Origin of the sequence: Embleya hyalina (genome assembly GCF_003967355.1) — a bacterium.
Classification (GTDB): Bacteria; Actinomycetota; Actinomycetes; order Streptomycetales; family Streptomycetaceae; genus Embleya; species Embleya hyalina.
This window is the reverse complement of the sequence record NZ_BIFH01000014.1, coordinates 670,709-685,135: the sequence shown is the minus strand read 5'-3', so window position 1 is coordinate 685,135 and position 14,427 is coordinate 670,709. Positions and strand designations below refer to the sequence as shown.

Below are 14,427 nucleotides of genomic sequence, written 5' to 3'. Positions count from 1 at the left end.
CCGCCTTGTCTCAACCATTACCGGCGGTTCGACGCTCGCCTGACGGCGGGTCAGGATCCCGCCGAGTCGCCCGCCTCCGCGCCGGGGCCGGCGTAGTCGTCGCCGTAGGAGCCCTTGGACGGGCGGCGCCGGCGCAGCGGCGGCTCCACCCCGTCGGCCAGCCTGCGGGCGGTGACCAGGAAGCCGGTGTGTCCGATCATCCGGTGGTCGGGGCGCACCGCGAGGCCCTCGACGTGCCAGGAGCGCACCATCGACTCGAACGGCTGCGGCTCGGTGAAGCAGTTCATCACCCGCATGGTCTCCACGGTGCGCGAGAGCTGCGTGGTGGTGGCCACGTAGCAGCAGACCAGGCCGCCGGGGGCGAGCGCCTTGTAGACCGCGTCGAGGCATTCCCAGGGCGCGAGCATGTCGAGGATGACGCGGTCGACGCCGGTCTCGACGAGGTTGTCCTGGAGGTCGCCGACGGTCAGTTTCCACGCCGGGTGGGGGGCGCCGAAGTAGCGTTCGACGTTCTTGCGGGCGATGTCCGCGAAGTCCTGTCGGCGTTCGTAGGAGGCGAGCTGCCCGCTGTCGCCGATGGCGCGGAGCAGGAAGGTGCTCAGCGCTCCGGAGCCGACGCCGGCCTCGACGACGCGGGCGCCGGCGAAGATGTCGGCCATCGCGAGGATCTGGCCGGCGTCCTTGGGGTAGATCACCGCGGCGCCGCGGGGCATGGACAGGACGAAGTCGGGGAGCAGAGGTCGCAGCGCGAGGTAGTCGGTGTTCCCGGTGGACCGTACGACGGTTCCTTCGGGGGCGCCGATCAGCGCGTCGTGTTGAAACGAGCCCTTGTGGGTGTGGAACGCCTTGCCCGCTTCGAGGGTGAAGGTGTGGTGGCGGCCCTTGGGATCGGTCAGCTGAACCTGGTCCCCGACCTGGAAGGGTCCGCGCCTGCGCGCGGTACCGGTCGGTTCGGACATGGGGGTCAGCCTAGTCGGTCGGCGGCGACGCTCCGACGCGTGGGTCCGGGGGCCATGGGGGTCGAACCGGGGCTCGGTTGCATAGCATCTTGACCGTGACTGATTCGAGCAGGCCGCAGGGACGCCGGGTGCGGCAGGACGAGGCTCCGCGCCGGGAGCCGAGGCGTGGCCTGCTCATGGGGCGCCCGTTCGGGGTGCCGGTCTATGTGGCGCCGACCTGGTTCGTGATCGCGGCGGTGATCACCGTGTTGTTCGCGCCGACGTTCGAGAGTCTGTTCCCGGATCTGGGGCCGTGGCGGTTCGTGTTGTCGTTCGGCTTCGCGGTGCTGTTGTACGTGTCGGTGCTGGTGCACGAGTTGGCGCACGCGGTGACGGCGCTACGGCTCGGCCTGCCGGTGCGGCGGATCACCATCCAGTTCCTGGGCGGGGTGTCGGAGATCGACAAGCCGGAGACGGCGCGGCACGAGTTCCTGGTCTCGGCGGCGGGGCCGGCGTTGTCGCTGGTCCTGGGCGGCGGGTTCTGGGTGATCGGCCTGGCGCTGGACGTGGACACGTTGCCGGGGCGGATGATCGCGTTGTTGGCGGTGTCCAATCTGCTGGTGGCGGCGTTCAACCTGCTGCCGGGGTTGCCGTTGGACGGTGGCCGAATGTTGCGGGCGGTGGTGTGGCGGCTCAGCGGGCGGCCGTTGGCGGGCACGATCGCGGCGTCGTGGGCGGGGCGGGTGCTGGCGGTGGTGGTGCTGGTCGCCGCGCTGGCGTGGTCGCTGGGGGCGGACGCGGGCGCGCGTACGTACACGATGATCTTCGGCGCGCTGGTGGCCGGTTTCATGTGGGCGGGTGCGGTGCAGTCGCTGCGGGCGGAGCGGTTGCGCGAGCGGTTGCCGCAGTTGCGGGTGCGGGTGCTGACGCGGCGGGCGATCCCGGTGGCGGCCGACATGCCGTTGGCGGAGGCGTTGCGGCGGGCGCACGAGGAGGGCGCACGCGGGCTGGTCGTGGTGGACGGGGCCGGGGATCCGGTCGCGCTGGTGCGCGAGGCGGCGGTGTTGGCGACGCCGGAGCACCGTCGGCCCTGGGTCGCGGTGGGAGCGTTGGCGCGCGATCTGGCGGAGGGGATGCGGGTGCCGGCGGATTTGGCGGGTGAGGAGTTGTTGGTGGCCATGCGGGGCGCTCCCGCGAGTGAGTATCTGGCCGTGGAGCCGGATGGGCGGGTGTACGGGGTACTGGCTCGGACGGACGTGGAACATGCGTTTCTGGCCATGATGCGAGGCTGAGCACGAGCTTCCGGCCTCACACGCCGCGCGTGGCCTCATGCGCCGGCCGGGCCGAGGGTCTTACTCACGCCACGCATCAAGGTCGCGACAGGTAATGGCGGACCTTTTTTGGCCTCAAACGCCGGCCGGGCTGAGTGGGCTGCCTCCGGCCGCGTAGCGGACGCGTACCGCGACGCGACGCAACCCCCCCGTCCAGCCCAGCCCCACACCACCGTCCGCAGCGCCCCCGGCCGCGTAGCGGACGCGCGTCTCGGCGCGGAGCGAAGACCCGGCCGCGGCTGCGGAGCAGACGTGCGACCCTCCGCCCACGCCACGCCCCACCCCCACCCCCCCACCCCGCAGCCAGGCGCCAATACTCAGCCGCCCTTCGGAACGATCGTCACCGTGTATCGCCCCGGGGTCGGGGTGTCGATGTGGGTCGTGGTGCCGTGGGTGTTCACGCGGGCTCGGCCGGGGCCGGTGGCGCGGATCGTGGGGGGTTGGGCGTAGACGTCCTTCGGGAGGGTGATCTCCGTGGGGGCGTCGGTGCCTCGACGGGCGGTGAAGGTCAGCGTGTAGGTGCGGGTGTCGATGTCGTAGGTGTACGACTCCGGGTTTCCGGCCACCGCGCGGGCGTAGGGCTGGATCAGGAGTGTGTTGTTGGGCTTCATCCGGCCGTCGGCGTCGAAGGTGCAGTAGCCGCCGCCGTTGCACCACTGCCAGCCGGCCCAGCCGGTGCCGAAGCGGTCCATGGCGGCGGTCATCCGCCGGTAGAACAGCGGGATGTTGGGCAGCGACTGGTCGGGCGGGCCCCACTCCCCCACGATCAGCGGGAGTTTGTTCGCCTTGGGGTAGGCGGTGATCGCGGCCTCGTAGTTCTCGATGAAGCCGCCGGCCGGGTCGTAGTCGGCGCCGGTCTCCATGGCGGTCTCGTAGAAGTGCGGGGCATAGGCGACCTTGTCGTCGCTGATCGGGCCGAGCGCGGTGGGCACGCCGAGGCCGACGATCGGGGTGGGTTCGACGAAGATCCAGTTGCGGCGGTCGACGAGGCGGATGGCGTCGGTGAGCCGGTTCCACATGTCGGTGATCCGGGTCGATTCGAGCCGGGCGGCGGCGGTGGGGATGTCCTCGCCGTCGAGGAAGCGGCCCATCGGCTCGTTCATCAGGTCGTAGCCGAGCACCGCGGGGTGCCGGCCGAAGGCGGCGGCGACCCTGGTCCACATGGCCGCCTGCGCGCGCCGCAGGTCGCGGTCCTGGTAGAGGTGGTCGAACGCGGCCTGGACGCCGGGCGTGTAGTACTCGGCGAACCAGTCGCCGGGCACCGGCTCGTACGGCAGGCCCTCGTCGCGGGTGGTCCACTCGGGGTTGCCGCGGTGGTCGGAGAAGTAGGGCCCGTAGACGTCCTGGTGCGCGTCGAGGATCACCTTCACGTGGTACTTCTCGGCCCAGTCGAGGATGCGGCCGATGCGGGCGAGGTAGTCGCGGTCGTAGCGGCCCGGGCGCGGTTCCAGGTCGTCCCAGAAGAACAGCACCCGGGCGAGGTTGAAGCCGCGCGTGGACAGTTCGCGGAACTGGTTCTCGGTGACGTCGCGGAACGCCTGCGCGCCGCGGTGGGCCTTGTCGCCGATGTTGAAGCCGCGCCACTGGGTGGCCCGCCCGTGCTCGTCGGCGATGAAGGTGCGGTCGCCGACGGTGATCTTGTCGGGTCCGCGGCCGTGGTGCCCGCCCTGCGCGTACGCGGGGCCGGGCAGGCCCGCCAGGAGCAGGCCGCCGACGAGTGTCGCGGCGCCGAGCAGTCGGGTGCGGGTGGGGACGCGCATGGGGCCTCCGTCGTGACGAGGGGAGGGGACGGGGAGGGCGTGCGTGGGACGCGCGGGCCGGTGCCGCGCCTCGCGGAGCCGGACTCTACTGACTGGTAGTCGCGATGGACAGGGCCTTCGAAGGGCCTTCGACCCGCTCGGGCGCACAGGGTGTCGCCGTGCGCGCATAGGGTGTGCGGCATGAGTGCCAGCTCCTCCGAAGCCGCCGGCGTCGCGTCGGCCGATGTCGATCCCGCCGTCGCGCCGAGTGTCGCGGTGCCCGCCCAGGCCGGTGCGCGGGAGCCGCGGCCGCCGGTGTCGTTGTCGCCGTCGCGGGCCGCCGACTTCATGCAGTGCCCGCTGCTGTATCGGCTGCGGGTGATCGACAAGCTGCCGGAGAAGCCGAGCGCGGCGGCCACGCGCGGCACGGTGGTGCACACCGTCCTGGAGCGGCTGTTCGACCTGCCGAGCGGGCAGCGCACGCCGGAGCGGGCGGTGGCGATGGTGCGGCCGGCGTGGGAGGCGTTGTCGGCCGAGCGGCCGGAGCTGGCCGAGTTGTTCGGTGAGGATGTCGCGGGCCTGGGCACGTGGCTGGCCGACGCCGACAAGCTGGTGGAGCGCTATTTCACGTTGGAGGATCCGAATCGCCTGGAGCCCGCCCGGCGCGAGCTCTACGTGGAGACCACGCTGGAGGACGGCCTGGTGTTGCGCGGGGTCGTGGACCGGCTGGACGTGGCGCCGGCGGGCGATCTGCGGGTGGTGGACTACAAGACGGGCAAGGCGCCGTCGCCGATGTTCCAGGACAAGCCGCTGTTCCAGATGAAGTTCTACGCCCTGGTGTTGTGGCGCCAAGGCGGCCGGGTGCCGCGCCGGTTGCAGCTGGTCTACCTGGGCAGCGGCGACGTGATCACCTACGACCCGGACGAGGGCGAGCTGCTCGCGGTCGAGCGCAAGCTGCGCGCGCTGTGGGAGGCGATCGACCTGGCCACGCGCACGGGCGAGTGGCTGCCGCGCAAGTCGAAGTTGTGCGGTTGGTGCGACCACCGGGAGGTGTGCCCCGAGTTCGGCGGCACACCCCCGGTGTATCCGCTGCCGGTGGTGCCGGCCCCGTAGCGGTCCCGTCCGGCGGGGCTCGGCGGGCGGGCGCTCAGATGGCGCCGGGGCGCACCAGGCCGCTCTCGTAGGCGTAGACGGCGGCCTGGACCCGGTCGCGCAGGCCGAGTTTGGTCAGCACGTGGCCGACGTGGGTCTTGACGGTGGTCTCGCTGACGTACAGCTCGGCGGCGATCTCCGCGTTGGACATCCCGCGCGCGACCAGGCGCAGCACCTCCACCTCGCGCTCGGTGAGCATCGCGAGCGTGTCGGGGGTGGGGTCCTCGGCGGAGGGCAGCCGGGCGGCGTACATGTCGAGCAGGCGCCGGGTGATGCTGGGCGCGAGCAGCGCCTCGCCCTCGGCGATGACCCGGATGGCGGCGACGAGGTCGTCGGCGGGCACGTCCTTGAGCAGGAAGCCGCTGGCTCCCGCGCGCAGCGCCTCGACCACGTATTCGTCGAGGTCGAACGTGGTGAGCACGAGGACGCGGGCGGCGTTCTCCCCGTCGCGGCCCGATCCGGCGATCCGGCGGGTGGCCTCGACGCCGTCCATCCGGGGCATGCGGATGTCCATCAGCACCACGTCGGGCTGTAGGGCGCGGACCTGTTCGACGGCCTGTTCGCCGTCGGCGGCCTCGCCGACGACGGCGATGTCGGGTTCGGCCTCCAGGATCATCCGGAAGCCGGTGCGCAGCAGCGGCTGATCGTCGACCAGGATGACGCGGATCGTCATGGGCGGGTCTGCTCCAGTCGGTCGGGGGCGACACCGTCCGGCGGGGCGGCGGTGTCGTTGGGGTTCGTGGCGGACAGGGGGATGCGGGCGAGGACTTCGAAGCCGTCCTGGGCGCGGGGTCCCGCGTACAGGCGTCCACCGTAGAGGGAGACCCTCTCACGCATGCCGAGCAGGCCGTGTCCGGTGCGTTCGCCGGTGGGCGCGGTGCTGCCGCCGCGGCCGTCGTCGGCGACGCGGACCAGGAGTTCGGTGCGGCTGTAGCGCAGCAGCACCCGGGCCTCGGCGGGGCCGGCGTGCTTGAGCGTGTTCGTGAGGGCTTCCTGGACGATCCGGTAGGCGGCGAGGTCGATGCCGGGCGGCAGGGCGCAGGGGGCGCCTTCCAGGGACAGCTCGACGGGCAGGCCGGCCTCGCGGACCTGGGTGACGAGGGTGTCGAGTTGGTCCAGGCCGGGTTGGGGGGCGTTGTGTCCCTCGTTGGGGCCGCCGACGGCGTCGGTGGTGTCGCGCAGGATGCCGACGAGGCGGCGCATCTCGACGAGGGCGCCGCGGCCGGTCTGCTCGACGGCGGCCATCGCCTCCTTGGCCCGGTCGGGGTTGCGCGCGACCATGCGCTGCGCGGCGGAGGCCTGCACGGTCATCACCGAGACGTGGTGGGCGACGACGTCGTGCAGTTCGCGGGCGATGCGGCCGCGTTCCTCGGCGATCGCGGCGCGGGTGTCGGCTTCGCGGGTGCGTTCCAGGCGCTCGGCGCGGGCCTCGAGTTCGGCGGTGTAGGCGCGGCGGAAGCCGACGCTGCGGGCGAAGGCCCAGACGGCGAAGATCGCGGCGAGGTTGGCCACCACGTCGAGGAAGACGATGTCGCTGTCGCGGAGCGCGAGCCATACGACGGTGGCGCTCTCGGTGAAGGCGAGCGCGAGGGCGGCGGGTACCCGGGAGCGGCCGACGGCGACGGCGTACAGCGCGACGATCTGGCCGATGCCGGCGCCCGCGGACTCGTAGTGCGCGCCGGCGAGCAGCAGGCCGGCGGCGCTGACGGCGACGAGCACGCGCAGCGAGTGCGCGCCGCGCCACAGCAGCGGCACCGCGGTCAGCAGGGCGAGCAGTACGCCCCACACGTCGGGGTCGCGCACGTCGCGCATGCCGAGTTCGCGAAAGTACAGGCCGCCGACGGAGAACACCGACAGCAGGACCACCAGGGCCAGGTCGAGCACGGTGGGGCGTGGCCAGGGTTGCTGCGCGTCGCGGCCGAGTTCGTGGACGATGTCGGCGAGGCCGGCCCGTGGTCGCACGACCCGGGGCGCGAGGTCGCTCGGGGCGGGTCGGTCTGAGGTCCCGGCGGGGGTGTCCGGGTCGGGGGTCACGGCGCGCACGTCTCTTAAGGTAGGGCCCCCGGCCGGGGGTTTTGACCCCCCGGGGCCTCGGTCTCGTCCCTTGGGAGGAGCGGTGGGGCGATCTCCTCCCAGGGGCGGAGTCGCGGTCCGTACTCAACGGTCTGGCGGGGCGCGCGAGGGAGTGCGGGACAACGCGAGGGACTTCCCTGAAGCCCTGCCCTTTCCGATCGCGAACACTGGACATCACACGGGGAACCCGGCAACGGGAACCACGGGCAGTACTACGGGGGTAGTACTACGGGGGTCCGATTCCTTCGGGGATCGGGCGGAGCACGACCGGGAGACCTCTCGGCGGTCACGGGGACGGGGGAAACCGCCGCCGGGAGGTCGACAGGACCGACGGGGAACTGTGGGTCGGAGCACGGGGGCTCCGGTTCGGGGGACACGGGAACCGCGATTCGGGGGAATCGCGGGGACCGAACCAGGGGAGCACGGGAACCGCGGTTCGGGGGAACCGCGGGGAACGGGGAAAGCGGTACGGGGGAAACACGGGGATGTGGGAGCGGGCGGGCCTTCGGGCCCGTCCGCTCCCACCCGTTTACGGGTGTGGCGGCTTTGCGGGTGTGGCGACCGCGGGGGCGGCGGTGGCGCCCGTCAGCGGGCGACGCGGGCCCGGGCCAGGTCGCGCAGATACGCGAGGTCGACTTCCTCGAGGGAGTCGACCACGGTGCGCGTGGGCGCGGGCGGGATGGGCGTCATGCTCGGCACGGCCAGCACGGCGCACCCGGCGGCCTCGCCGGCGGCGATCCCGGTGGGCGAGTCCTCGACGACCACGCAGGCCCAGGGTTCGGCATCGAGCCGGCGGGCCGCGGTCAGGTACGGGTCGGGGTGCGGCTTGGTGCGCGCGATCTCGTCGCCGGCGAGGGTGAGGCGGAAGTGGTGGGCGCCGATCGAGGGCAGTACGGCGTCCACGATCAGCCGCTGGGAGGCGGTGACGAGCGCGCACGGCACGCCCGCGTCGTCGACCTCGGCGAGCAGCCGTTTGGCGCCGGGGCGCAGGTCCACGCCGTCGCGCAGGCGGCGCACCATGTCGGTGTTGATCCGGTGCTCCAGTTCGCCGGGCGGCACGTCGAGGCCGGAGACCGAGAGCAGGTAGGCGACCGCGCGCTCCATGGGGCTGCCGAGGAGTTGCTCGGCGTGTTGCGCGGTGAGGGTGAAGTCGAGGTCGGCCATCACCGCGGTCTCGGTGGCGAACCAGTGGCGTTCGGTGTCGACCAGGGTGCCGTCCATGTCGAACAGGACGGCTTGGAGGCCGTGGCCCGGGCGGGCTCCGGTGGTGGTCGTCAGCGCTGCCGTCATCGGGTGGCCGCCTCTCCGCCGGTGCGCGGCGTGGTGGTGTGGATGGGGTGGGTGAATCTCCTCACGCGGGTTCTCCAGGGGTCGGATCCGCCGGTTGGCTCCGGCGGGTCCTCGATTGTGCGGCGTCGTCAGGGATTGGGCAACCGCCGAACGGGGTCGTATACGGAAACGGTGATCGAAGCGGTCACGACCTGCGGGTTCGCCAGCGCGGCGAGCCGTGTGCGCAGGTCTTCGGGGTCGGTGTGCCAGGCGCTGGGGCCCATCGCGACCACGGTGGCGATCGCGGCGTGGTCGAGCGTCATGGGGTAGGTGAGGGTCCGCCGAGCGCGCACGGTGAACCAGGGGGCGAGTTTGGCGTCGATCCGCTCCCGCTTGTCCGCGTCGACGCGGAGCAGGTCGAGGGCGGGGACGAGTTCGCCGAGGTGTCCGGGGGCGGGGGCGGCGACGACCAGGGCGCCGTCGGGGTGGAGGATGCGGTGCAGTTCGGGTGGGTTGCGCGGGGCGAACACGTTGAGTACGCGGGCGGCGACGCCGGTGCGCACCGGCAGCGGGCGCCAGGCGTCGCAGACGGCCGCGCCCATGCGGGGGTGGGCGCGGGCGGCGCGGCGCAGCGCGTATTTGGAGATGTCGAGGGCGAGCCCGCGGCGGTCCGGCAGCGCGTCCAGGACGCGCGCGAGGTGGTGTCCGGTGCCGGCGCCGACGTCGACGAGGGTGCCGGGCGGCGCGTCGGCGCAGGCCGCGGCGAGCGCGTCGCCGAGCCGGTCGTAGTGGCCGGCGCCGAGGAAGTCGACCCGGGCGGCGACCATGGCGGCGGTGTCGGCGGTACCGGTGGGGCCGGCGCCGGTGAGCAGGTTGACGTAGCCCTGGCGGGCGATGTCGAAGGTGTGCCCGGCGGCGCAGCGCAGGCCGGTGTCCTCCCCCGCCAGGTCGGCGCCGCAGTGCGGGCAGGCGAGGGTGTGCGGGACGTCGCCGAGCATGTGCCTCGTTCGGGCCGCCGGTGCGGCCGGGGCGGATGGCGCCCCGGCCGGGACCGGTGTGGGTGGGTGGGTCAGCGGGCGTTGAAGTAGTTCGCCTCGGGGTGGTGGAGCACGATGGCGTCGGTGGACTGTTCGGGGTGCAGTTGGAACTCCTCGGACAGTTCGACGCCGATGCGTTCGGGCCGCAGGAGCGCGGTGATCTTGGCCCGGTCCTCGAGGTCGGGGCAGGCGCCGTAGCCGAGCGAGAAGCGCGCACCGCGGTAGTGCAGCTTGAGCATGCCGTCGAGGTCGGCGGGGTCCTCGCCGGCGAAGCCGAGTTCGGCGCGCACGCGCGCGTGCCAGTATTCGGCGAGGGCCTCGGCGAGTTGTACGGACAGCCCGTGCAGTTCGAGGTAGTCGCGGTAGGAGTTCTCCGCGAACAGTTCGGCGGTGGCGCCGGACAGGCGCGGGCCCATGGTGGCGATCTGGAAGCCGACCACGTCGATCTCGCCGGAATCCTCGGGGCGGAAGAAGTCGGCCAGGCACAGGTGCCGGTCGCGCCGTTGGCGCGGGAAGGTGAAGCGGGTGCGCTCGTTGCCGGCGTCGTCGAGCACGATGAGGTCGTCGCCCTTGGACACGCACGGGAAGTAGCCGTAGACCACGCCGGCGTCGAGGAGGTTGTCGGTGACGATGCGGTCGAGCCAGTAGCGCAGGCGCGGGCGGCCCTCGGTCTCGACGAGTTCCTCGTAGGAGGGCCCGTCGCCGCCGCGGGTGGGCTTGAGGCCCCACTGGCCCATGAAGGTGGCGCGCTCGTCCAGCCAGGACGCGTAGTCGTTCAGCTGGATGCCCTTGACCACGCGGTCGCCCCAGAACGGCGGGGTGGGCACGGGGTTGTCGATCGCCACGTCGGAGCGGGCGGGCATCTCCTCGGGCTCGGTCTCGATCACCTTGGCGGCGGCGACCTTGCGCCGGCGCAGCGCGGGCAGCTCCACCCCGGGTACGCCGCGCTTGACGCCCATCAGGGCGTCCATCAGGCGCAGGCCCTCGAAGGCGTCGCGGGCGTAGCGGACCTCGCCGGCGTAGATGTCGTACAGGTCCTCTTCGACGTAGGCGCGGGTGAGGGCGGCGCCGCCGAGGATGACGGGGTAGCCGGCGGCCAGGCCGCGGGTGTTCAGCTCCTGGAGGTTTTCCTTCATGATCACGGTGGACTTGACCAGCAGGCCGGACATCCCGATCACGTCGGCGCGGTGTTCCTCGGCGGCTTCGAGGATGGCCGCCACCGGCTGCTTGATGCCGATGTTGACCACGTTGTAGCCGTTGTTGGACAGGATGATGTCGACGAGGTTCTTGCCGATGTCGTGCACGTCGCCCTTGACGGTGGCGAGCACGATGGTGCCCTTGCCGTCCTCGCCCTCGACCTTTTCGATGTGCGGTTCCAGGTGCGCGACGGCGGACTTCATCACCTCGGCGGACTGGAGCACGAACGGCAGCTGCATCTGGCCGGAGCCGAACAGCTCGCCGACGACCTTCATGCCGGCCAGCAGGGTGTCGTTGATGATCACCAGCGCGCTGCGTTCGCGCAGCGCCTCGTCGAGGTCCTCCTCGAGGCCGGCGCGTTCGCCGTCGATGATCCGCCGCTCCAGGCGTTCGTTCAGCGGGAGCGCGGCCAGTTCCTGGGCGCGGGTGGCGCGTACGGACTTGGCGTCGACGCCGTCGAACAGTTCCAGGAAGCGCTGGAGCGGGTCGTAGTCCTCGCGCCGGCGGTCGTAGACCATGTCGAGGGCGACCTCGCGCTGCTCCTCGGGGATGCGCGCCATCGGCAGGATCTTGCTGGCGTGCACGATCGCGGAGTCGAGGCCGGCTTCGATGCACTCGTTGAGGAAGACCGAGTTGAGCACGATGCGCGCGGCCGGGTTGAGGCCGAAGGAGACGTTGGACAGGCCGAGGGTGGTCTGCACCTCGGGGTGGCGGCGCTTGATCTCGCGGATCGCGTCGATGGTCTCGATGCCGTCGCGGCGGGTCTCCTCCTGGCCGGTGCCGATGGGGAAGGTGAGCGCGTCGATGATGATGTCGGAGACCGCGATCCCCCACTCCTCGGTGAGCGCGGTGATCAGCCGCTCGGCGACGCGGACCTTCCATTCGGCGGTGCGGGCCTGGCCCTCCTCGTCGATGGTCAGCGCGACCACGGCCGCGCCGTGCTCCTTGACCAGCGGCATGATGCGCCGGAAGCGGGAGGTGGGGCCGTCGCCGTCCTCGTAGTTGACCGAGTTGACCACGGCGCGCCCGCCGAGCAGTTCGAGGCCGGCTTCGAGGACCTCGGGCTCGGTGGAGTCGAGCATGATCGGCAGGGTGGAGGCGGTGGCGAGGCGGCCGGCGAGTTCGCGCATGTCGGCGACGCCGTCGCGGCCGACGTAGTCGATGTTGAGGTCGAGCATGTGCGCGCCGTCGCGGGTCTGGTCGCGGGCGATGTCGAGGCAGTCGTCGTAGCGGCCTTCGAGCATGGCCTCGCGGAACGCCTTGGAGCCGTTGGCGTTGGTGCGCTCGCCGATGGACAGGTACGACAGGTCCTGGCGGAAGGGCACCGACTGGTAGAGCGAGGCGGCGGCGGGCTCGTGGCGGGGGTTGCGCGGGGTCAGCTCGCGCCCGTGCACCCGCTCGACCACGGCCTTCAGGTGCGCGGGGGTGGTGCCGCAGCAGCCGCCGACCAGGGCCAGGCCGTAGTCGCGGGTGAAGGTGTCGTGCGCGTCGGCCAGTTCGTCGGGGCTGAGCGGGTAGTGCGCGCCGTCCTTGGTCAGGATCGGCAGGCCGGCGTTGGGCATCGCGGTGACGCCGATGCCGGCGTGCTTGGCGAGGTGGCGCAGGTGCTCGCTCATCTCGACCGGGCCGGTGGCGCAGTTGAGGCCGATGAAGTCGATGCCCAGCGGCTCCAGCGCGGTGAGCGCGGCGCCGATCTCGGAGCCCATCAGCATGGCGCCGGTGGTCTCGACGGTGACCTGGGCGAAGATCGGCAGGTCGACGCCGGCCTTCTTCAGGGCGCGCTGGGCGCCGATGATCGAGGCCTTGGTCTGCAGCAGGTCCTGGCTGGTCTCGATGAGCAGGGCGTGCGCGCCGCCGTCGATCAGGCCGGCGGCGTTGACCTCGAACGCGTCGCGCAGCGTGGCGAAGGGCACGTGGCCGAGGCTGGGCAGCTTGGTGCCGGGGCCGATCGAGCCGAGCACCCAGCGGGGGCGGTCGGGCGTGGTGTAGCCGTCGGCCACTTCACGGGCGATCCGGGCGCCGGCTTCGGCGAGTTCGTAGATCCGGTCCTGGATGTCGTATTCACCCAGGTTGCCGAGGTTGGCGCCGAATGTGTTGGTCTCGACGCAGTCCACGCCGACGTCGAAGTATTCCTTGTGCACGTTGCGCACGATGTCGGGTCGGGTGACGTTCAGGACCTCGTTGCAGCCTTCGTGGCCCTGGAAATCGTCCAGGCTGGGATCCTGGGCCTGGAGCATGGTTCCCATCGCTCCATCGGCGACGACGACGCGGGTGGCGAGTGCTTCGCGAAGTTGCTGCGGGGTTGCTGTCATGAGAATGCGTCTCCGATGGGTGCGACGGCTGTCGGCTTGCCCGGTGCCGTCGTGACGGCTCGGGCCAGAGCGCCAGCTTAATGCGATCCTCGTCGGGAGCTCGATGACTCGCGGGTGACGTGTCCCACTGGTCACCGTCCGGTCACTCGTGTTTAGCGGGCCGTATGGGGCGCGTTGGCCGCGTGGCCGCCGGGCGGGGCGTCGATTTCACTGTGGGCGAAGTCGGCGCCGGCGGGTCTGGTCGCGGGTGCCGCAACCCGTAATGTGGGGACCGTACAGCTCTCGCGGTCCCGGAGTACGGTCGGCCGCGGCGCACGGATCCCGGCCCCGGCCGGAAGGAGGCACTGGGTGATCGAGCTCGACGACCTGCCCGAGCTGATCGACCCCGTCATGGTGGCCGCGTTCGAGGGCTGGAACGACGCAGGCGACGCCGCTTCCGCCGCGATCGAGCACCTGGACCGGGTCTGGAAGGGCGAGGTGTTCGCGGCGCTGGACGCCGAGGACTATTACGACTTCCAGGTGAACCGGCCGACCATATGGCTCGACGGCGACACCCGGCGGATCACCTGGCCCACCACGCGGCTGTCGGTGGTCCGGCTGACCGAGCCGCGCCGCGACCTGGTGCTGGTGCACGGGATAGAGCCGAATCTGCGCTGGCGTTCGTTCTGCAACGAACTGCTGGGCTTCGCGCACGAGTTGGGCGTGGAGACGGTGGTGGTGCTGGGCGCGATGCTGGGCGACGCGCCGCACTCGCGGCCCGTCCCGGTCAACGGGACGACCTCCGACCCGGTGGTGGCGCGCAATGTGGGGCTGGAGCAGTCGCGCTACGAGGGGCCGACCGGGATCGTGGGCGTGTTCCAGGAGGCGTGCGCGCACGCGGGCATGCCGGCGCTGACGTTTTGGGCCTCGGTTCCGCACTATGTGGCGCAGCCGCCGTCGCCGAAGGCCACGCTGGCGCTGCTGCGGCGGCTGGAGGACTTCCTCGACGTGAACGTGCCGATGGGCGAGCTCGCGGAGGACGCGCGGGCGTGGCAGGTGGGCGTGGATCAGCTCGCGGCCGAGGACACCGAGGTGGCGGAGTACGTGCGGTCGCTGGAGGCGGCGCGGGACACCGAGGACCTGCCGGAGGCGTCGGGCGATGCGATCGCGGCGGAGTTCGAGCGGTATTTGAAGCGTAAGGGTGATCAGCCGGAGGGGTGAAAGGCTCGCGGCCACATGGCCCTGATGGGGCTGGGACCGGGGGCCGGTGCGCTCGACGCCGTTGGCGTCCGTCGGTGGCCGGCCTCCGGCCCGGTTGTCCTCAAACGCCGGACGGGCTGGAATTGGGCCCGAACGCCCCCGCAACCGGGCTGCGCCCCGCCTGTCCTCAAACGCCGGAC

General features: G+C 71.9%; 10 protein-coding genes. 3 read left to right on the top strand and 7 right to left on the bottom strand.

The window, feature by feature from the left end; translation table 11 throughout:
- Positions 1-50 precede the first annotated feature (50 nt).
- On the bottom strand, positions 51-959 hold the full coding sequence (locus tag EMA17_RS07140) for a tRNA (adenine-N1)-methyltransferase (RefSeq protein ID WP_126636032.1): 909 nt from the start codon (positions 957-959) through the stop codon (positions 51-53).
- 95 nt (positions 960-1,054) lie between these two features.
- On the opposite strand from EMA17_RS07140, the gene EMA17_RS07135 reads away from it, so the two are divergent.
- Positions 1,055-2,230 (top strand): site-2 protease family protein, encoded by a 1,176-nt coding sequence (locus EMA17_RS07135; RefSeq protein ID WP_307721529.1) that lies wholly within the window; start codon positions 1,055-1,057, stop codon positions 2,228-2,230.
- 356 nt (positions 2,231-2,586) lie between these two features.
- On the opposite strand, the gene EMA17_RS07130 is transcribed toward EMA17_RS07135, so the two are convergent.
- On the bottom strand, positions 2,587-4,029 hold the full coding sequence (locus tag EMA17_RS07130) for a cellulase family glycosylhydrolase (protein WP_126636031.1): 1,443 nt from the start codon (positions 4,027-4,029) through the stop codon (positions 2,587-2,589).
- Positions 4,030-4,209: 180 nt separating this feature from the next.
- On the opposite strand from EMA17_RS07130, the gene EMA17_RS07125 reads away from it, so the two are divergent.
- Positions 4,210-5,121: a RecB family exonuclease gene (locus EMA17_RS07125; RefSeq protein WP_126636030.1), complete on the top strand. Its 912-nt coding sequence runs from the start codon at positions 4,210-4,212 to the stop codon at positions 5,119-5,121.
- A 34-nt stretch (positions 5,122-5,155) separates the two neighbouring features.
- Here the strand turns inward: EMA17_RS07125 and EMA17_RS07120 are convergent, their stop codons facing one another.
- The 5 genes from EMA17_RS07120 to metH all read right to left on the bottom strand — a co-directional run bounded on the left by EMA17_RS07120 (position 5,156) and on the right by metH (position 13,048).
- Positions 5,156-5,833: a response regulator gene (locus EMA17_RS07120; protein ID WP_078978583.1), complete on the bottom strand. Its 678-nt coding sequence runs from the start codon at positions 5,831-5,833 to the stop codon at positions 5,156-5,158.
- A complete protein-coding gene (locus EMA17_RS07115) occupies positions 5,830-7,203 on the bottom strand; it encodes a sensor histidine kinase (RefSeq protein WP_218042681.1) in 1,374 nt (457 codons plus the stop codon). The genes EMA17_RS07120 and EMA17_RS07115 overlap by 4 nt, the downstream gene beginning before the upstream one ends.
- A gap of 615 nt (positions 7,204-7,818) precedes the next feature.
- On the bottom strand, positions 7,819-8,523 hold the full coding sequence (locus tag EMA17_RS07110; protein WP_126636029.1) for an HAD family hydrolase: 705 nt from the start codon (positions 8,521-8,523) through the stop codon (positions 7,819-7,821).
- 128 nt (positions 8,524-8,651) lie between these two features.
- Positions 8,652-9,500 carry a putative RNA methyltransferase gene (locus EMA17_RS07105; RefSeq protein ID WP_126636028.1) on the bottom strand — a complete coding sequence of 283 codons (849 nt, stop codon included), beginning with the start codon at positions 9,498-9,500 and terminating at the stop codon, positions 8,652-8,654.
- 71 nt (positions 9,501-9,571) lie between these two features.
- Positions 9,572-13,048 (bottom strand): methionine synthase, encoded by a 3,477-nt coding sequence (gene metH, locus EMA17_RS07100; RefSeq protein ID WP_126636027.1) that lies wholly within the window; start codon positions 13,046-13,048, stop codon positions 9,572-9,574.
- Positions 13,049-13,396: 348 nt separating this feature from the next.
- On the opposite strand from metH, the gene EMA17_RS07095 reads away from it, so the two are divergent.
- Positions 13,397-14,248: a PAC2 family protein gene (locus tag EMA17_RS07095; RefSeq protein WP_126636026.1), complete on the top strand. Its 852-nt coding sequence runs from the start codon at positions 13,397-13,399 to the stop codon at positions 14,246-14,248.
- Positions 14,249-14,427: the final 179 nt, after the last annotated feature.